Source organism: Blautia sp. Sow4_E7, assembly GCF_052116245.1.
Taxonomy (GTDB): domain Bacteria; phylum Bacillota; class Clostridia; order Lachnospirales; family Lachnospiraceae; genus Blautia_A.
The window spans coordinates 73,305-92,122 of the sequence record NZ_JBQKLL010000004.1; the positions used below are offsets into that span (position 1 = coordinate 73,305).

General features: G+C 45.5%; 12 protein-coding genes and 1 pseudogene. 2 read left to right on the forward strand and 11 right to left on the reverse strand.

All coding sequences use genetic code 11. The features are described from left to right. Positions 1–162 precede the first annotated feature (162 nt). From ACTQ50_RS04155 to ACTQ50_RS04175, 5 genes are all read right to left on the reverse strand, one after another. Positions 163–2,658: a glycoside hydrolase family 2 TIM barrel-domain containing protein gene (locus ACTQ50_RS04155; RefSeq protein WP_441483092.1), complete on the reverse strand. Its 2,496-nt coding sequence runs from the start codon at positions 2,656–2,658 to the stop codon at positions 163–165. A 405-nt stretch (positions 2,659–3,063) separates the two neighbouring features. After that, positions 3,064–4,362: an alpha/beta hydrolase-fold protein gene (locus ACTQ50_RS04160; RefSeq protein WP_441483093.1), complete on the reverse strand. Its 1,299-nt coding sequence runs from the start codon at positions 4,360–4,362 to the stop codon at positions 3,064–3,066. Between the two features lie 192 nt (positions 4,363–4,554). Further along, positions 4,555–5,376 (reverse strand): carbohydrate ABC transporter permease, encoded by an 822-nt coding sequence (locus ACTQ50_RS04165; RefSeq protein WP_441483094.1) that lies wholly within the window; start codon positions 5,374–5,376, stop codon positions 4,555–4,557. Beyond that, positions 5,373–6,254, reverse strand: coding sequence for a carbohydrate ABC transporter permease (locus ACTQ50_RS04170; RefSeq protein WP_441483095.1), 882 nt, complete (start codon positions 6,252–6,254; stop codon positions 5,373–5,375). Before ACTQ50_RS04170 ends, ACTQ50_RS04165 begins: the two co-directional genes overlap by 4 nt. A gap of 205 nt (positions 6,255–6,459) precedes the next feature. Next, positions 6,460–7,773, reverse strand: coding sequence for an ABC transporter substrate-binding protein (locus ACTQ50_RS04175; protein ID WP_441483096.1), 1,314 nt, complete (start codon positions 7,771–7,773; stop codon positions 6,460–6,462). Between the two features lie 366 nt (positions 7,774–8,139). Here ACTQ50_RS04175 and ACTQ50_RS04180 point away from each other — a divergent pair, with 366 nt between their 5' ends. Together ACTQ50_RS04180 and ACTQ50_RS04185 are read left to right on the forward strand one after the other, a co-directional pair. After that, positions 8,140–9,969, forward strand: coding sequence for a sensor histidine kinase (locus ACTQ50_RS04180; RefSeq protein ID WP_441483097.1), 1,830 nt, complete (start codon positions 8,140–8,142; stop codon positions 9,967–9,969). Positions 9,970–10,074: 105 nt separating this feature from the next. Beyond that, entirely contained in the window at positions 10,075–10,818 is a 744-nt protein-coding gene (locus ACTQ50_RS04185; protein ID WP_441483098.1) for a response regulator transcription factor, read from the forward strand. 222 nt (positions 10,819–11,040) lie between these two features. Here the strand turns inward: ACTQ50_RS04185 and ACTQ50_RS04190 are convergent, their stop codons facing one another. The 6 genes and pseudogenes from ACTQ50_RS04190 to ACTQ50_RS04215 all read right to left on the reverse strand — a co-directional run bounded on the left by ACTQ50_RS04190 (position 11,041) and on the right by ACTQ50_RS04215 (position 18,720). Continuing rightward, a complete protein-coding gene (locus ACTQ50_RS04190) occupies positions 11,041–13,515 on the reverse strand; it encodes a glycosyl hydrolase family 95 catalytic domain-containing protein (protein WP_441483099.1) in 2,475 nt (824 codons plus the stop codon). Positions 13,516–13,606: 91 nt separating this feature from the next. Continuing rightward, entirely contained in the window at positions 13,607–15,976 is a 2,370-nt protein-coding gene (locus ACTQ50_RS04195) for a TIM-barrel domain-containing protein (protein WP_441483100.1), read from the reverse strand. Between the two features lie 215 nt (positions 15,977–16,191). Next, the gene (locus ACTQ50_RS04200) at positions 16,192–17,088 is read right to left on the reverse strand and encodes an AraC family transcriptional regulator (RefSeq protein WP_441483101.1); all 897 of its coding nucleotides are present in this window, start codon (positions 17,086–17,088) and stop codon (positions 16,192–16,194) included. Between the two features lie 122 nt (positions 17,089–17,210). Then, on the reverse strand, positions 17,211–17,666 hold the full coding sequence (locus ACTQ50_RS04205; RefSeq protein ID WP_441483164.1) for a response regulator: 456 nt from the start codon (positions 17,664–17,666) through the stop codon (positions 17,211–17,213). Next, positions 17,658–18,452: pseudogene (locus ACTQ50_RS04210) on the reverse strand (sensor histidine kinase); the annotation flags it as partial. The gene ACTQ50_RS04205 and the pseudogene ACTQ50_RS04210, both read right to left, overlap by 9 nt. Further along, positions 18,382–18,720: a hypothetical protein gene (locus ACTQ50_RS04215; protein WP_441483102.1), complete on the reverse strand. Its 339-nt coding sequence runs from the start codon at positions 18,718–18,720 to the stop codon at positions 18,382–18,384. The pseudogene ACTQ50_RS04210 and the gene ACTQ50_RS04215, both read right to left, overlap by 71 nt. Positions 18,721–18,818 lie beyond the last annotated feature (98 nt).

Sequence of the window (18,818 nt, forward strand, 5' to 3'; positions counted from 1 at the left end):
ATTTCCTTTGACAGATAAACACATACTTTTCAGATAGTTACTCTGTCCTTTCAGTTCTGTTTGAACCGCTGGATTTACTATAGCAAAAGGAATGGGATTTGTGAAAAATTCGGCAAATTTGGAACCGTTTCTGGCAAAACTGGTAAGCATATGAACTTTAAATCAATCTAATATTTCAATCTCCGTCTCTGCATTTCCAAGCTCAGATTCAGCTTTCACAACTACTTTACCAGCTCCAGCCTGTGGACGGATAATCGCCAGCGCTTCTCCATAATAAGTATCTGTCTCATTGCTCTGGTAGCTTTCCGGATAGTATGGGCAGGCGCTTCCAAATGCCAGAAGCTCACCACCTTCTACAGTAAGCCTGATTCTGCCCTTTGCCAGCGGTTTTGTCTGACCATTTTCGTCTGTATAGCGCATTCTCACATAACAAAGATCGGTGTCTGCATTCACGCGGGTAAGCTCTGGTTCTGCCACAAGAATCGTCTCTTTTCCAGCTGTTGTCAGTGTCCTTTCTGCAATTATATTGTCATTTGCATCATAGGCAACAGCCTTGATTTCTCCATTCTGATAGGTTGTATCAAAGAATACCTTACAGCCATTTTTGGGCTTTTTAGTGCCTATACATTTACCGTTTATATACAGCTTCACATGATCTGCACGGGTGTAAACTTCTACTTTTGCCGCATTCCCGTCACAGCCTTCCCAGGACCAGCTTTCTATTGCATTTGTCATTTTCCATGCAGATGGGGAATGGGCATCCTTTGTGTGATCAACCGGCATAACTGCAATTGCCAGATCCTCCAGTTCAAAGGCAACTCTGGTATATGCCATCTCGCCAAGAGGCTTTCCTGTGAGATCAATCCGGCCTGATCCGGCACTTACCCAGCCACAGCCGCCATCAAAACGAGGTGCATAATCCTTATATTCCCATGCGCCGATTCCAACCTCACCCAGATAATCCTGAGCCGCCCAGACGAAATCACCAATGATACGCTTATCACGTTTTGCTTCCTGCATAAATCTGTAAGCATCAGCACAGAAGGTTTCACTTCCAAGAATAATTCGCTTGGGATACTTCTTTAGGTCATGACGGTAACGCTTGATTCCATAGTTATATCCTGCCACGTCCATATTGGCATATGCATCTCTTGTTTTCACATCACATGGATAAAGAGTTGCTCCTGTTTTCATAAATCCGGCACCAAAAATTCCGGCTACCGTGTTATAAAATTCACTTCCCACAGCCTTTTTCTTCTTGGCATTCTCAGCAGCTTCGTCTGCTTTTTTATCGCTGTAAACACCAAATCCCATAGAGCTTAAGAAGTTAAAAAAGATATTGATTCCGCAGCTTACAGGACGGGTGGGATCCAGCTCATGAAGTCTGTCTGTAAGGGATTTTGTAAGGGCAATTCCCTTTTTCTGCGCAGTCTCAGACACTTCATTTCCTGTAGAATACATAATCACAGATGGATGATTATAGTCCTTATCCACCATATCTTTTAAGTCTTTTCTGTAGTTATCCAGAATCTCATCTGCATAGTCATACTTTGTTTTATGGATATACCAGCCATCAATATATTCGTCCATTACAAGCATTCCCATCTCGTCACAGGCGCGAAGAAGTGCTTTGGAGCATGGGTTATGTGCAGAACGGATTGCATTATAGCCAGCGTCCAGAAGGATGCGGATTTTACGGTGTTCTGCAAATTCATACGCACATGCACCAAGAAGACCGTTATCGTGATGGATACAGCCACCTTTTAACAGGACACGTTTTCCGTTGATACAGAAGCCATGCTCTGGAGTGCAGCTTACCACACGGATTCCGAAGGTTTCTTCCTGAACATCATCGCCGAAGGATACACGGCAGGTATAAAGATTTGGTGCTTCCGGGCTCCAAAGGTTTGCTCCCGGAAGAGCAATTTCTCTGGAAAATTTACCATCTGCCTGGAGAATTTCCAAGGCGATGATCTTATCTGATGCTCTGTCAGAATTTTGAACAGTTGGTTGTACTGCATTTTCGTCAATACACTGCTCTATGGTCTCGTCTGTCCGGCCTGCACTTTCGCCAGCCACAGCTTTTCTGGCAACAACCTGCTTGTCCAGAATCTCCACTTTCACCTCGCCAGCCCCATTCGGCCATGCCTCCACGCGGATCTTCGGCTCCTTATAGTCCAGTGTGGTAATCTTCACACTGTCAAATCTCAGATGTTTCTTCGGCACGATATATAGCCACACTGGACGATAAATTCCAGTTCCGGAATACCAGCGGCTGTTTGGCTGATCATGGTTGACCACTTCCACGCGGATCACATTCTCTTCCCCGAATTTTACATGCTTTGTGGCATCCACATAGAATCCGATATATCCATAAGAATGATAAGCCACTTTTTCCCCATTGAGATACACAGTAGCCTTCCGGTAAACACCCTCAAATTCCAGGATCACTTTCTCATCCTTTGCTTCTTCTGGCAAAATAAATGTCTTCTCATAAGTATAATCCTGCGCCTCATACCATCCAGTATTTACACCGCCAGCACTTGTCTCGCTTCTTTCGTCCAGCTGCATGGCATCATGAGGAAGAGTAACTGCAAATGCCTTTTCTTTCTCTCCGTTCCTGTAGCATACCCAATTTTCGTTAAATGACTGCTTCATGTTTTCCTCCTGAAATTTTCTCTGCTTTATAATAAAAAATCTCCAATTATATTGCTATTTAGTGTGCTGGTAGTTTCAGCCAGTACACAGCGTTCGGGCAATGGGTATTACTCCAGCGAACCATTTCAGGCGCGCCCTTAGCGTAGATGAAATCCAGCGCTTACGAAGACTTAAGAGTGACGGCTCTCCGGAACTCCTTAGTCGCAGTTAGCGATTAGTTCATCGTAGCGTTGCGCCGGTGAGTGAGTAATACCCATTGTCCGAATGCGTCCCTTCTGAAGAACTTTTAACCCACAAAATAGCAATTTCACATATTTTCTATCCGTATTCTACCAAACAAAAAGCAGGCTGCGCGACTTAAAACGCAACCTGCCTGAAAATATACGCCAACTGTGCCACAGCTCCTTAGAAAATCTTCTGCAGATAATTATATAACGCCAAATGCCAGTTGCCCATAGAATGATATCTCATAGGAAATACATCAAAGCATGTATTCACCCCGCTTGTCAGCCGAGGCTCTATATCCAGAAGTGTCTGGTAATCCTGCACCTGTCCCGGCAGGGCGAAGTCGAAGTTGCCGCTTGCCACATACAAATAGTGAATGGGTAGTTCTGCAAAATCCTCAGCCTGAATAGTATCCTCAAATACCTTTGCATCCGTTCTGCTTCCACTGAATGCCCCGAACCAGGAAAAATAATCAAGACTCTGGCACAGCACAGAATGGTACATGGTAACCGCCCCTCTGGACAATCCGGCAAAAGCCCGGTGATCCCTGCTCTGGGAAAATCCCTCAGTATCCGCTGTTTTCGCATAAGTGGAATAAGAAGACTCAATCTCCGGCATCAGATCATTCCGAAGCTCTTTTGCAAAAGAATAGGTCAGCTGGTCCAGATCATCCGCGCAGTCATCTTCTACATAAAAAGTCGGAGTCACCACAATCAGCGGATCAATATCCCCATTTGCGATCATATTGTCCAGCATGGTTTTATTATATGGATTGGTTTTCAGCCAATACTTTTCAGTATCACCAGTTCCATGCATCAGGTAAAGAATATTGTACTCTTTCTCCTCGCTGTAACCATAAGGCAGATATACATAAGCCGTCTTTTTCACATCCCGTTCATCAGTGGCATAAGCCTTGGTATTATACACAACTTCTTCCACCGTTCCAGCCTGCTCCGGCTCTTCCTCATCATACTTCGCCGGAACTGCCCACAATTCATCTCGGGCCTGTCCCTGTGTACTGTGCGCTGCCTCATATCTGGTTTTCCAGAATCCCAGCGCCCCTGCCACAATCAGAACTGCTGCCACCAGCGGAAAAACTGCTGCTTTCTCAACTGGTGTCTTTTTCCAGATCATATACCCAGTTCCCAGGATTCCCCCAGCTGCCGCAACAATGCTTTCCAACAGAAACATCCAGTTGAAGTAATAAGTGCTGGTAGAAAAATTCGTATTAAAATACAGAACAAACGCCGCCACAGCAATCACCAAATACAGAAACGGCATCCTGCTTTTCCACGCAGTGTACGCCACCAGCATAAATACCGCTGCGATCAGCCCAAATGTAATAAACGCAGTTTTATCACCAAGAATTGCAAAACGGACACTATCAATTCCCGCCAGCAATATCAGCACAATTGCCGGGATCAGACAAATCCGGTTCCACATTTTCTCATCTGTTTTGTTCTTAATATTCTGTCTCATCACTTTATCACTCCTACATTTTCTCCAGATACTATACCACATTTCATAAATTTTTTCAGCATTCTGGCAAATGCAGACATCTTTTAGGCAAAAAATACCGGGAACAGCTCTCCGAATTCCAAAATTCAAAGAACCATTCCCGGTTTAGAAGGAATTTCAATTATAAATTATTACCTCGCTGCAGGCTCCAGATCACTCTTTCACCGCACCGGAGGTCATACCGCCTACGATGTACTTCTGTCCGATCATATACACGATAATAACCGGAATACAGGTAAGCACGATATCTGCAAAAATATAGTTCCAGTAGTTCTTATTTTTCCCGAAGAACTGATATACTGCCATGGTCATCGGGAACATTTTGCTCTTGCTGGACAGATACAAAGGTGTGAGGAAATCGCTCCATACGCCCATGAACTGCAGGATAAAACAGGTAACCATAGTTGGTTTCAGAAGGGGCATGATGATCTTGAAAAACAGGCTGAGAGGGCCTGCACCGTCGATCACGGCTGCCTCGTCCAGTTCCACAGGAACGGAAACCACAAAGTTACGGATAGTAAATACACAGAACGGAATCATGGCACTGGTAAAAACTATGATAATTCCCTGGCGTGTATCGTTGAGATGAAGAGTGGTCAGCACTCTCACCAGTGTTACATAGTTTACAGGGAAAAACAGTCCGCAAAGCACAAAATAATATAAGAACACATTTAATTTGGTACGCTTGCGGCACATTACAAAAGCAGCCATTGCACAGAGCACAACACCAAGAGTAGTGGCAACCAGTGCGTAAAGTAAGCTGTTTGAAAAGCCCTGGATCAGATTTCCCTTGTCAATAACCTCTGTATAGTTGGAAAACAGCCATTCCTTTGGCAGGGCAAGACTCATTCGGGAAGCCTCTCCCTTATCCTTGAAAGAGTTGATCACTACCATATAGAAAGGCAGGATAACGGTCAGGCACAACAGAATACAGATCACATGTTTCAGCAAAGTCTGAATTTTTTTCTTTGTCATTGCTGTACCTCCTGTTTTCCTAAAGTTTTAACAATAATAACACCAACAATCGCGGTGATCAGAAGCAGGATACTGTTCAGTGCGGAAGACATTCCGTACTGGCCTCTGGAATAAAGCTGGAATGCGTAAGTGGTAAGAACCTCTGTTGCATGTCCCGGGCCGCCGTTTGTCAGAACGTAAACAATATCAAATACTTTCAAGCCGTATGTAATACCGAATACCAGGTTGATCATAATAGCGCCGCTAAGCATTGGAAGTGTTACATAGCGAAGTCTCTGCCAAAAATTTGCACCGTCGATCTGTGCAGCTTCATAATAAGACTTCGGAATGGTATTTAAGCCTGCAAGGAAAATGGTCATAACATAACCAATACCTCGCCATGCATCCACACCGTAAATGGATTTCCACACGACTCCCAGATCTGACAGCCATTTCTGTTTCAGGATTCCAAGATGAAGTGCATCCAGAATTGCATTGAGAAGACCATTGTTATAGTTCAAAATGGACTTGAAAACAAGACCGATGATAACAAATGGAAGGATGGACGGCAGATACAGTAAGGTCCTGTAAAAACCTTTTCCTCTCAGACCTTCCTGAAGCATGATCGCGATCAGAAGTGCCGGGATCAGCTTCACGATGTTGGAAATAATGGTGAATTTCAATGTATTTCCAATACCACTTAAATAATCTTTGTTTGATGTGAAAATCTCTTTAAAATTGTCCAGTCCAATAAAATGGACACCGTTTAATACGCTTCTTGAATTCCAGTCAGTGAATGAATATGCAACACCCATTATACTGGGAAGCAAAAAGAAAATGATGTATAAAGCCAGTGGCAGAATCAAAAACCACTGGGGATAAATTTTCTTCTTATTCACAGGCGGTACCTCCTATTCTCCGCATTTCAAGGGTACTTGTCCGTTTTCTCCGCAATAAACGAACATCCTTCCGCCTTAGAGTAAACGCCTTGATCCGCCGACCAGCTTTACTCCTCTTTACCAAACAGTGCGAAGGAGAAACTCCTTCGCACTGAAGATCTACCCTTATTAAAAACCTTCTGCTAAAATATAATGTCAATAATGATTAGTTCCAGTTTGCATCGCCTACAGTCTTAGCAGCCTCTGCGCGGTTGGTGTCCATGTTTGCAAGAACATCGTTTGCTTCCATCTCGCCCTGGCAGAATGCAACCATATCCTGGCCGAACTGCATCCAGTAGTCGTTTGTATATTTGGTACCAGTCTGAAGAACAGATACGCTCTTCTTGCTGTCATCTACAGTTGCAAGGAACTCTTCTTCCTCTGGAAGCCAATGCTGCTCAACTGCGTCGTCGTTCATATCAACGTTTGTGTATGCAGGAGAGTTGTCAAGGATTTCCTGAAGGCTCTCTGTGGAGGTAACGAAGTTGAAGAATTCTTTTACAAGATCCTCATGCTCTGTTCCCTTGTAACCAAACATGGTAGGACCAGCCGGGTTGGTTGGATACCAGGTGTTGTCGCCAAGTGGGATCAGGAACATACCGAACTCATCTTCTGTGCCTGTGTCATCTTTGATCTGCTGAATATAGCTGGAGTTTGCCATTGCCATTGCAATGTTTCTGTCACCAAACTCGTTTGCCATGTTGGTGCTGTCTGTTCCGATCCAGTCCTCTCCGAAGTAGCCGTTATCGGAAAGCTCTTTGAACTCGTTCAGAACCTCAAGCATTTTCTCATTATCAGCGAATGTGGCCTGGTTTGTATTCAGTGCGTCGTAAAGACCTGGTGTAGCTTCCTCATAAACACCGCCGATCTGGAAGAATGCCAGCTGATGCTGCCATCCGTCTGCACCTGGCATGAACCAAGGTGTGATTCCTTCGTCTGCGATCTTTGCGCAAAGGTCTTTCAGTTCTGCATATGTGGTAGGAACTTCCCAGCCATTCTCCTCGAACATGGTCTTGTTATAAACCATTACGTACTCTGGAGAGTTGTGCCAGATCTGAAGTCCGTATAATTTATCATTGTATACGCAGGATGCCTTTCTTGCTTCTGGCATAAGGTCTTCCCACTCAGCTCCTGTAAAATCGATACAATATTTCTCAGGATCAACGATTGTAGACTCGATTGCAAATGGGTTGGACTGGATCCAGAAAACATCTGCACAGGAATCAGTAGCCAGCTTGGACTGAAGCAGATCAGAATACTGGTCAGCCGGGATTGTCTGAAGGTCTACGGTTACATCGTAGGTATCCTCAAAACGAGCAATTGTCTCATCATATCTGTTATCCATCCAGCCTGCAGATACCAGAATGCTCAGCTCTTCACCAGAAAAATCTGTACTCTCCGCAAATACAGTAATTCCGCTTGTCATGGACGCGATCATTGCAGCTGCACATGCAACTGCTACAAAATTCTTTCTTTTCATTTACATGTCCTCCTTTTATTAAATGGCATTTTCATGTAGGAATCTCCGCTGATTCCTTCGTCCTTTTGATGATATTATTTTATCAGCTGGGGGCTTCTTAATCCATGGATATTCTTACTTTCAATTTGTACTTTTTTCACCGTGAATTATACTATTTTCACATAAGTTCATATTTTCGTACGAAAGCAAACGTAATTCTTATATATAAAACCGTTATTTTCCTTCATTCATTTGTACTTTATGTACAAATATGCTATACTAATTTTTAACGTTTCACCTATGGATTTGTACATCTGGCACCATCATACAGCCAGCTGCCCAAGTCCCAACGATTTTTTCCTAAACACTCACGGGAGGTTCTGCCAGATGAAAACACGCAGCTTACAATCCAAACTTTTCCTTGCCTACATCAGTCTGGCCTGCCTGATTCTGTTTTCTTTTGCCATTTTTTTCTATGTTTTTGTTTCCCGGCAGCTGAAAGAAAGTCAGATCAGCGCTATGAACACTCTGAATTCCAGTTTTCAGACACAGGTAGATTCCGCCATCCGCAATCTGGATGCGGTATCTGTAAACATTAACTATAGTAATCAGTCCAAATCCATTCTGGACCAGTCCTTTGGCCTGAGTATTTCCAGCGATATGCTCTCAGACATGTCCGACCTGTTTATTTCCCTTTCCGGAACAGAGTTAAAAGCCGACCAGGTAAATCTTTACGACTTCTCCGGATATGTACTGGAAGCAGGAATTTCCACTCTGGTCAAGCAGACCGACGGATCCAAGGAGGAATGGATCCAGGCAGCCCGGGAGCTGGAGGGCAAAAAGATCCTCACCCAGCCCTACTGCACCAAGGAATATTCCAAATCTGCCAAGTACGATCAGTGGTTTATTTCCCTGTACCGTTCCTTTAACAACCAGTACAAACGGGGTGTGGGTGTTATCGAAACCGCCAAGCAATGTAAATCTATCTTCAAAAGTATTATTACCTATCAAAAGAAAAATCACGAGGATGCTGCCAATGTCTACGTTTTCGACAGCAACGGCAATCTGATCTATCCATATGATATTGATTCCCAGGAAGCAGCGAATCTTGCCCCGTATTATCAGCTTACCCAGACGGATGGCTCCAGCAGCACCCTGGCCAGCCCGCTCACCGGGAAAACAGAATATGCTTCCCGGACAGTTTCCACTTACACGGGATATACGTATCTCACTGTTTTGCCGGAATCAGCAGTGCTGGCTCCTGTTTACAATCTCCTTCGTGTACTGGCAGCAATCGTGGCCTTGTTCCTGACCATCTCTGTTTTGATCTCCTACCGTCTTTCCCGTTCTGTTGTAAGACCGGTAAAACATCTGAAACACATTATCCAGCGAATGGAGCTGGACTCTCTTGGACAGGAAAAAGTCACCGCCTACCCGGTTTCTGTCAATGAGCTGGAGGAGCTTTACCAGGCCTTTCAGCTGATGAGCGACAATCTGAAGGATTCCATGGAGCAGCTGAATCAGGCAAAGGAGCAGGAAATGAAAGCCAGAAGCATGGCTTTACAGACTCAGATCAACCCTCATTTTTACTACAATACCTTGTCCAGCATTATGGTTTTGGCAGAGAACGGAGATTCTGAGACGGTGGTAAAAATGTGCCGGAATCTTTCCCAGATCATGCGTTATATTACCAGCACCGTGGAGACAACGGTGACTTTGAAGGATGAACTGGATTACGTGCAGAAGTATCTGTACTGCATGAAGGTCCGTTATCAGTCCAGTCTGAATTACACCATCGACGTGGACGAGAGCCTTCTTTCCCAGCCTGTCCCCAAACTGATCATCCAGCCTATTGTGGAGAATGCCATTCGCTATGGTTCGAACTGTGCACCACCATGGAACATTTCCATTACCAGTGTGGTCACTGAGGGAAGCTGGCAGATTGAGGTGACAGATTCCGGTCCTGGCTTTACGGAGGAAGCCAAGGAGCGGATCACCGCCAACATTATGAAAGCCATTCAGAATCCGGGACTTCCGGAGCTGAAGATAAATGGTCTGGGAACCATAAATGTGTATCTCAGATGGAAAATATTCTGTAAAGGAGATATTATTTTCAGATATGGAAATACGGCTGAGGGACATGGGATCGTGTCTATTGGGCGGTATTTTTCCAGGACAGACAGCCCAGCGAATGAGGCTGACAACATAAGTGAATAATCTGGCTGACATCCCCGGCATTTATAAATTTCCCATGTCTCCATGAGAAATTCATGACTGTCAATTGGGACTTTCGCAGCCACTCAAGGAGGAATTAAAAATAGTATGAAGTACACTGTCATCGTTGCGGAGGATGAAGAACTTCTGCTCAACAATCTTGTCCAGAAAATCCAGAAAGCGGATCCGGATTTTCAGGTGGCAGGAACTGCACAGACAGGCGATCAGGCCCTGGCTCTGGTAGAGAAGCTTAGCCCTGATCTTGTGGTTACGGATATCCGTATGCCTGTGATGGATGGAATTACCCTGCTCACAAAAGTGCGGGAGCAGTTTCCATTTACCAAATTTATTATTACCAGTGGATTTTCAGATTTCGAATATGCGAAAAAGGCCATTACTTTGAAGGTTTCTGATTATCTGCTGAAACCGGTTGATCCCGATGAACTGAAGGAATCTTTGTCGAAGATCAAGCAGGAATTTCAGATTGCCGGAAATGATTATGAAGAAGTGTTTAATGCTCAGACTGCTGCCATGACACCTACTCAGATCGCATCTTTGCTGAAGGATTTTATTGTAAAAAATTACAGCGAGGACATTAATCTAAACCTGATCGCAGACAACATGAACTACAGTCCCAGCTACCTGACCAAAATTTTCTGTCAGGTCTACGACTGTACCCCGTCCAAATATCTGATCAACCTGCGCATGAGCCATGCCCAGCGGCTTCTGCTCCATGAGCCGGGGCTGTCCGTGAAGCAGATTGGGGAAATGTGCGGGTATCACGATCAGGGGTATTTTAGCAGGATCTTTAAGAAGCATACGGGGAAAAGCCCGTTGGAGTTTAGGGGGTAAAAGGGTTTCAAAAGGGACGCATTCGGACAAGGGGTATTACTCACTCACCGACGCAACGCTCCAGCGAACTAACTGCTAGCTGCGACTAAATCGTTCAGGAGAGCCTTCACGATTAATTCTCCGTAAGCAGTGGATTTCGCTTACGCTAAGGGCGCGCCTGAAATGGTTCGCTGGAGTAATACCCATTGCCCGAACGCTGTGTACTGGCTGGAATCCAATACACTAAATAAACAATTCTGCATGTTCTTCTTTATGCAATTCTATATTTATATATTCTCCGAAATGCACTTCATTCGGTCTTCCATATTCATAGGAAACCTTCACAGATTTTCCTGGCCATGGATTTTCGATTCTGCATGGGTGCTCTTTGTGGCTGAGTATGGTAACCCGCTCTACTTCGCCGTTTTTCAGGGCAGCGCTTACCTCAAAGCCGCCCCAGGCGCGGAAATTTCGGAAAGAGGCATTGGGATGCTTCACTCTTGGCCATACTGGGAAAATGCGGATCACACCTTCGTAGCTTTGCAGCATCATCTCCTGGATGGCATCCGGGATGGTGTTCAACTGCTCGATTCCGTGAGGGTTTTCCTTCAGGAAACCATTAGGAATTCCACGGTTAAGAATCATGTCGCGCATTTCTTTCCAGATGATTTCCGGATCGTAGCCTACACGCACTGCGGCAGTAAAAAACAGGCAGCTTAAGTTGGACGCGTTAAAGGCGCCAGCTTTGTAGAAATGAGGATTTTTCACGCCTTCTGCTTTTTCAAGTGCCCTCTTATATTCAAGTTCCCCCAGTGCATTCTCCACCATTGCATGAATCTGCACCGTATTTCGCGCCACTTCCAGTTCTTCCGGATCACTTCCCAGTCCAATTGCATTGCCCGGGTAAATCTGCATTACATTTCCCGGAAAATGAAAAGACCATTTGCCTCCAACACCTTCATCATAATAAATCTCTTTGTCCAGCATTTCTTCCGGAAGCAGATCCTCCAGCTTCACATCCACCTCTTTCCAAAGAGTGGGATTATCCTGAATCTCCCGAATGGTCCCCTTTGGATAAGGCGCCAGGTTCTCTGCAATTTCCAGCCATTTTTCCCTCTTTTTCTCATCCAGGCCAAGAGCCTCACTGATTTTCGGCATCCAGGTAAAGAAGGTTTTCAGATAACCTAATGTATTCACCGGATCCTCTGGCACACCATTGTCACGGATATTTCCATCTGTACGCTCGTGCATGCCATCTCCAACTACATGGTAAACGCCATCCCTGCACACCAGATCCTTTTCCCAGAAATCTGCCACGCCGCGAAGATAAGGGTAAACTCTCTGCGCATATGTCTCATCCTCCGTGATCCCATAACGGTAGATCATATTCAAAGCACCGTGAATGGCAGGTGATTTCATATGTAAAAGCAGAGCCTCGCTTACTAGTCCATGAGGTCCAAGTCCCAGTGGATAATAAAGCCCCTCATGGTGAAGCAGCCGCTTACACATCTCATCTGAAATTTCCATCAGTTTCAGATAAGGCGCATCATGGGGATCGGACTGCTGGAAATGTCCGGAAACCATCAGATTCAGATAGGGAGACTGATGATTGTAGTTGATCTTATAATTTCCATTCCAGGCTGGGCGGTCAAAAGTGCTGATTCCAAGAATATTGGGCGGATATTCTGGATCCCGGGATACGCTCGCCAGCATGTATTTGGATAAATAATACCGCTGCTCGATCACCGGATCATCCAGGACAATTTCAGAAACGCTCCAGAACTTTTTCCACCATGCCAGGTGCCGTTCATGAAGAGCTTCCACATCTTCTGCCGTTATCCACCTTGCCCGGGAAAAAGCATACTCATAAGGTCTGCTGCACTTCGCCCAGGAGCGCACTGGCAGAACAAAAGTCGCCTTCTTACCAGCTTTTATTTTTCTATGAGTGCTTCTGTCACTTAGCTTCCCTGTATTTCCAAATCCTTTCGTTTCCTTCAGAAATCCCCCTGCGAATCCCACCTTAGTTGGAATATCCACATGATCAGAAAACTGCCGGTATCCACTTACAATCCCGCCGCCAATTTTCTTCACCTGCAGCGGGCGCCCTGTCACCAGTCCTACGAACATCCCATTCTGGATATACTCCGACTCGCCGCTTCCCCAGACATCCACAGCTTTTTCGCAGCCTTTTCCCGTTTCGTCTGGAAAATAAAAATCAAATTCCAGATCCAGGTCTGTCTCACTCTCAAACTCTACCACAAGAATGTTCTCATCCGCAGCCACCCAGCTTTTCAGAGAGCATTTCTCCCCAGCAGAATTTGTCAATATTGTTATCGTTTCCCCAGTGGCAAAATTCTGCTCCGTATACCACTTTGCCCCTTCCATGGCAGGAATATCAAACACCATGCGCCCTACCGGCCGGGGGCTTCCGCCGCTTACCGCAGGATCACATTTGGCAGAACTGTTATCATGAAAGAATTCCCAGTTCGCCGCGCTCTCCATCTGCCAGAAGTCATTGGTGGTAAACCAGAACTGGGGATATCTCCCATCTCCAGCCACTGCTGCCAGCAGATCTCCATTTCCCAAAATCGGCGCGTCAATCTTCGTCCCCGCATTCTGCCAGATCTTCCACCTTCCGCTCCCCGACACATCCACATTTCCATCTGGCACAGCCGCCGGTGGCTCTGTAAATATAGCCTTGTTTCTTTCTACTCTCATATAGTTTTCCTTCTCCCTACTTTCAACACCTGTGCTAACCCGAAGTGAATTCCAACTTTTTCTCTTTCGGCGTCCGCGCCGCGGCTTCCCCCTATTTTACAATCACCGTCTCATAGACCGCTTCCCGCATTCCCGGGAAGCTGCCCTCTCTATGCCCGATCAGCAGCTGTCCAGCCTCATCCTTCCACTGGAATCTGGTCGTCGCATACGCCCCATTCTCAAAGTTATAGTTATTTCCTTCATCCTCATACAGCACAAACTCCCCGTCCGCACCAGGATAAACCATGATCTGCACTGGCTGCTCTGGCTCCTGCTCTGCATAAACCAGTCCATCCGCCACTGGAATGACCGCACCAGCCTTCACGAAAATCGGGATCCGGTCAATCGGTGCCTCCACCGTCACATACTGGCCGCCCTCGTATTTCTCATTGGTCCAGTAATCATACCAGCTCATACCAGCCGGCAGATAACACTCCCATGTTTTTTCCCTGTTAAGCTCAGTACTCTCCGGACCATAATACATGGGCTCCGTAACCGCGCAGATCAGCAGAGACGGTCCAAACATAAACTCATTCTCCACTCTTCTCGCATCCCTATCCTCCGGGAAATCAAACAGCAGGCTTCGCATGATCGTATCATCCTGAAAATGCACTGCCCCAGCCAGAGAATAAATATAAGGCATAAAATGATATCTCAGCTTAATAAATTTCTCGATTGCATCATAGAACATGGTACCCTTTTCCCCGAAATTCCAGATCTCTCTCGGTGTATCCGTACCATGAGACCGGAACATAGGAAGAAAAGTCCCCATCTGAAGCCAGCGGGTATAAAGCTCGCAATATCCCTTATCCTTCACACCCTCATTATATTTGCCCTGCCAGAACCACTTTGGCTCTGAATCTGTGTTGCAGCCGCATCCACGGTTCTGCCACTTATCTGCAACTGTGAAAAATGCCCCAATATCCAAAGTCCAATAAGGATAACCGCTCAGTCCCATATTCAGTCCCTCTACGATCTGGATCTTCAGATTCTTCCAGTCTGCACAGGTATCTCCGGACCACAGCATAGCAGCATACTTCTGACCAGACGCATAACCGGAACGTGTCAGGTTCAGCACACGCATATCCTCCCGGTCTTTTCTCTGGTTCTCATAAATTCCCTTCGCATGCTCCAGGGCAAAAGCATTGGCCACAGCTGGATCCAGGTATTTCTTGTGCTCGCCGCCAACCATCTGGAAACGCTCCCAAGGCTCTCTTTTCACAGCACCGCCCCAGTCCGGACCGGAAAACGGCTCCGTGGAATCACACCACCAGGAGTCAAAGCCCTGGTCAAACAGCCCCTCCTTCGCCTGTTTCCAGTACATTTCCCTTGCCTTTTCATTAAAAGCATCATAAGTTGCATAATCATAAAGAAGATATCCCGCATCAAAAAATTCCTGGTGATTTTTTCCGCCAGCATTCATATTTGGCCATACAGAAACCATGCTGTGAGCATGCATTTCATGGATCCGCTCCATGCACTCCTTATTGTCCCCATAACGGGACTGATCCAGGATCTTCTCCCCCCAGTTGCCCGGATCCCAGGTATTCCAGTCCTGTACCACGCAGTCCAGCGGAACCCCGATTTCTCTGTAATGGCGTACGATTTCTTCTAATTCTTTGGCAGTATAATACTGCTCCTTGGACTGAATATAGCCATAAGCCCACTTCGGCAGCATCTGCGCTTTGCCCGTCAGATAACGATAGTCATGGATAATTCCATCCATGGTATTTCCGCCCATGAAATAATAATCAATCTGATCCACCGTATCCAAAAACAGATAGGATTCCCGTCCCTCATCATTAAAAGTCATCAAAGAACAGCAGTCAAACAGCACTCCGTACCCCTCTGTGGAAACAAAAAGCGGCATTGGAATCCTCATATTGTGCTGGTAAAGATACTGATTATGTCCGCGATAATTGTAGATTCCTTCCTCCGCCTGACCAAGGCCATGAATTTCTTCCTCTTCCTTCCAGTCAAAGAAAACCCTTGCACGATAACCGTCACGCACCTTCTCCGGCTTCAGGTTCTGGATAAAATTACGCTCACCGTCAACTGTTTTCACACGGTTGATAACCGGTTTCTCCCCGCCAGTTGTATAGCGTACTACGTCAATTTTCGTCAAGTCCGCCTTATTCTGGACACACCAGTCAGTGCCGTCTGCATGTTTCCACGTCACACATCCGTCGGCCATATTTAAAGAAACCAGCACCTTCCCAGTCTTTAATTCCAGCTTTCCATCTTTCTCCTCTGCTGCAAAATCAACGATCGGATACTCCTTTTTCTCAATAATAAGAGACTCTTTCTCCTCCGGGATCTCCTCCTTTGAAATCACACAGCGGATAATTTTCTCTGTCACTGGGATCAGCCGATAAGTCATCCCAGCCGCTTCTGTCTGCACATACTTCTCTGTTTTGATCATATTCCATTCCCTCCGTCTTTTTGTTGTAATTATGGCACGCATTCCGCATATGCGCCCCTACAATCCATTGAAATGTGTGTACAATTTTTCCTTCTTATGTACTATACTTTCTATATAAAAAGGCCGTCATATCAGGACAAAATTTCCTACTTTCATCCTAACATGCCAGCCTTCAAAAGGTCTATGTCATATCCACTCCTGAATTTTAATTATTTTTACTTACTGCCACCAGGCCGTACTCCCTGACTGTTTTTACTCTTCTCATCCCCAGGAGTTTTTCCCATATATTTCTTATACAATCGGTAAAAATTGGAAATGTTGTTGAACCCGCACTCCATGGCGATCTCTGTCACATTTGCCCCCTCTTCCCGAAGCAGTTCCCGGGCGCGGTTCACACGCAGACGGGTCACATAATCACTGAAGCTGATATTCGCCACTTTCCGAAAATAAGAGGAAAAATAATTGGAACTCATATAGGCGGAAGCCGCCACCTCCTCAAGGGTGATCTTCTCGCAATAATGGGTATTTATGTATGCAAAAGCCTGCTCCAGCCGCTTCATGGCGTTTTTCTTTTCCCGAAGCATCTCGCCAGATTTGCTTTCATCCTGATAAGCGCGGATCAGCATGGTAAGGATCCGCAGCACATTTGCCTTGATCATCAGCGGATAACCTTCCTTGCGCTGGTTCCACTCCTGATAAATTTCCCGGATACTGGTGCGGATCTCCGCATTCACCTTTTCCTCATGGCCCACTCTGTTCTTAAAATTACTTCCTCGTTCCACGAACGGCTTCAGGTATTCCGTATCAAAAACACTGATTTTCTCAGCAACAAACTCCGGTGAAAAGATCATCACCAGAAGCTTCATATTTTCCCCAAGAAGATTCCATCCATGAGGCTCCACATTATTAAAAATAATAATGTCGTTCTCCTCCATGGTGTATTCCTGTCCGTTTACAAAATAATTGCCCTTTCCCTCCAGTACCCAGGTAATCTCGAAATAACTGTGCCAGTGCCAGGTGTCCGGATGGCTGTTGGTGGGATTTAATTCCACCTCTGATATCTGAAAAGGAAAGTCTTTATCAAGAGGAATGCTGTCACGTTCCAGTTTCATAGTCTGCCTCCTGTAAATTTTTCATTGGTTCTTCTATCATTGTATCATAAAAAGGTTATGAATCAGAGTATTATTTTTCTGATCCATAACCCTTATAAAGCTGTCCATTACCTCTTATGCTTTTATCCCATATACTTGGAAAGCACATTGTACAAAATCTGCGGATTGATCGGCTTGGACAAATGATAATTCATTCCCGCATCCAGTGTCTGCTTCCGCTCTTCGTCAAAGGCGTCTGCAGTCATGGCGATTACCGGGATTTTCTTCGCATCCTCTCTTGAAAGTGCTCGTATCTCCCTGGTTGCCTCAATACCGTTCATCACAGGCATACGCACATCCATAAGAATTGCCTTGAAATATCCATCTGCGGACTGCTGGAACTGCTCTACCGCCTGTTTTCCATCCCTTGCAACCTCTACCACGCAGCCTGCTTTTTCCAGGATCAGCTGCACTACATAAATGTTGATCTCGTTGTCCTCTACCAGAAGGATTCTGGCATCCTTCAGATTGTCTGTGGAAACGTTGGCCTGCTCCTCAGTCTCGCTCTTCTCTGCGATCTCAACAGGAAGATCTACAATAAATTCCGTTCCCTTGCCCAGCTGACTGTTTACCTGGATATTACCGCCCATAATGTCTACCAGGCTTTTTACAATAGGAAGACCAAGGCCGGTTCCCTTTACCGTGTCCCCAATCTTGGAGCGCTCCTGGGAAAATGGATCTTAAAGATGCTTCTGGAATTCTTCGCTCATACCGATTCCATCATCTTTTACCCGGAAACGCAGTTTCACTTTCGCGTCTTTTTTCTCCAACAGTTCGCTGCTAAATTCTACTGTACCGCCTGTAGGCGTGAACTTCGCCGCATTGGATAAAAGGTTAAAGAAAATCTGACTGAAACATAAGCGGTCTACCCGGATGCACTCCACATCGTTCGGCACCTGGATCACGAAATTAATGTTTTTCTCACGCATCAGAGGACCGATTACCGTATCTATGGAATTCACAAATTCATCTCTCGGGAAAATGTCATCCTTCAGCTTCAGATCCCCATGTTCGATCTTGCTTATATCCAGAATGTCGTTGATCAGGCCAAGGAGGAAATTGGTGGACACTTCAATGTTATGGAGATACTCCTTGATCTGTTCTATATTATCCTCATCCAGAGCCAGATGAGTTAGCCCCATGATCGCATTCATTGGGGTACGGATATCATGACTCATACGGGAAAGGAATTCAGATTTCGCCTCCGCTGCAGATTCTGCCTCTTTTGCGATCACCTGAAGCTCCCGGTTCTTCTCATTGATTTCCTGGTAAAGGGCTTTCCGGCGCTGTTCCTCTATGGTGATATCGCACCATACATAAACCACTGCATAGCTGGCATTGATGATCAGCCAGCACGAAACCGATCACCGAATACAACATGATAAAGCCAACGCCCAAGGACATAAATAACGGGCCTCTGCTGTATTCCATATCCGAGGTAAGCTTAAAGAACCAGCTGGTAAAAGGATTGGTTGCTGCAAGCAAAAGATAAACAGCATAAGGGATCATCTTTGTTTTTCTTTGGGAGTGTTCTTTGATCAGCATGATCAGGAAGACGGCCAGAGCGAAAAAGTCAGTTTCTACATGCCACATATAAAGGGTTCCTTTCTCCCTGGACCAGGGTGATAGATGGGTTAAGTTAAGTTCGATACCATAGTTCTATATTAGCACATTTTGACAAAATTATAATT

What these genes read in the sequence shown, in the direction of transcription:
- ACTQ50_RS04155 (WP_441483092.1), bottom strand. Translation starts at nt 2,658, where the DNA reads ATGAAGCAGTCATTTAACGAAAATTGGGTATGCTACAGGAACGGAGAG.
- ACTQ50_RS04160 (WP_441483093.1), bottom strand. Translation starts at nt 4,362, where the DNA reads ATGAGACAGAATATTAAGAACAAAACAGATGAGAAAATGTGGAACCGG.
- ACTQ50_RS04165 (WP_441483094.1), bottom strand. Translation starts at nt 5,376, where the DNA reads ATGACAAAGAAAAAAATTCAGACTTTGCTGAAACATGTGATCTGTATT.
- ACTQ50_RS04175 (WP_441483096.1), bottom strand. Translation starts at nt 7,773, where the DNA reads ATGAAAAGAAAGAATTTTGTAGCAGTTGCATGTGCAGCTGCAATGATC.
- ACTQ50_RS04180 (WP_441483097.1), top strand. Translation starts at nt 8,140, where the DNA reads ATGAAAACACGCAGCTTACAATCCAAACTTTTCCTTGCCTACATCAGT.
- ACTQ50_RS04185 (WP_441483098.1), top strand. Translation starts at nt 10,075, where the DNA reads ATGAAGTACACTGTCATCGTTGCGGAGGATGAAGAACTTCTGCTCAAC.
- ACTQ50_RS04190 (WP_441483099.1), bottom strand. Translation starts at nt 13,515, where the DNA reads ATGAGAGTAGAAAGAAACAAGGCTATATTTACAGAGCCACCGGCGGCT.
- ACTQ50_RS04195 (WP_441483100.1), bottom strand. Translation starts at nt 15,976, where the DNA reads ATGATCAAAACAGAGAAGTATGTGCAGACAGAAGCGGCTGGGATGACT.
- ACTQ50_RS04200 (WP_441483101.1), bottom strand. Translation starts at nt 17,088, where the DNA reads ATGAAACTGGAACGTGACAGCATTCCTCTTGATAAAGACTTTCCTTTT.
- ACTQ50_RS04215 (WP_441483102.1), bottom strand. Translation starts at nt 18,720, where the DNA reads ATGTGGCATGTAGAAACTGACTTTTTCGCTCTGGCCGTCTTCCTGATC.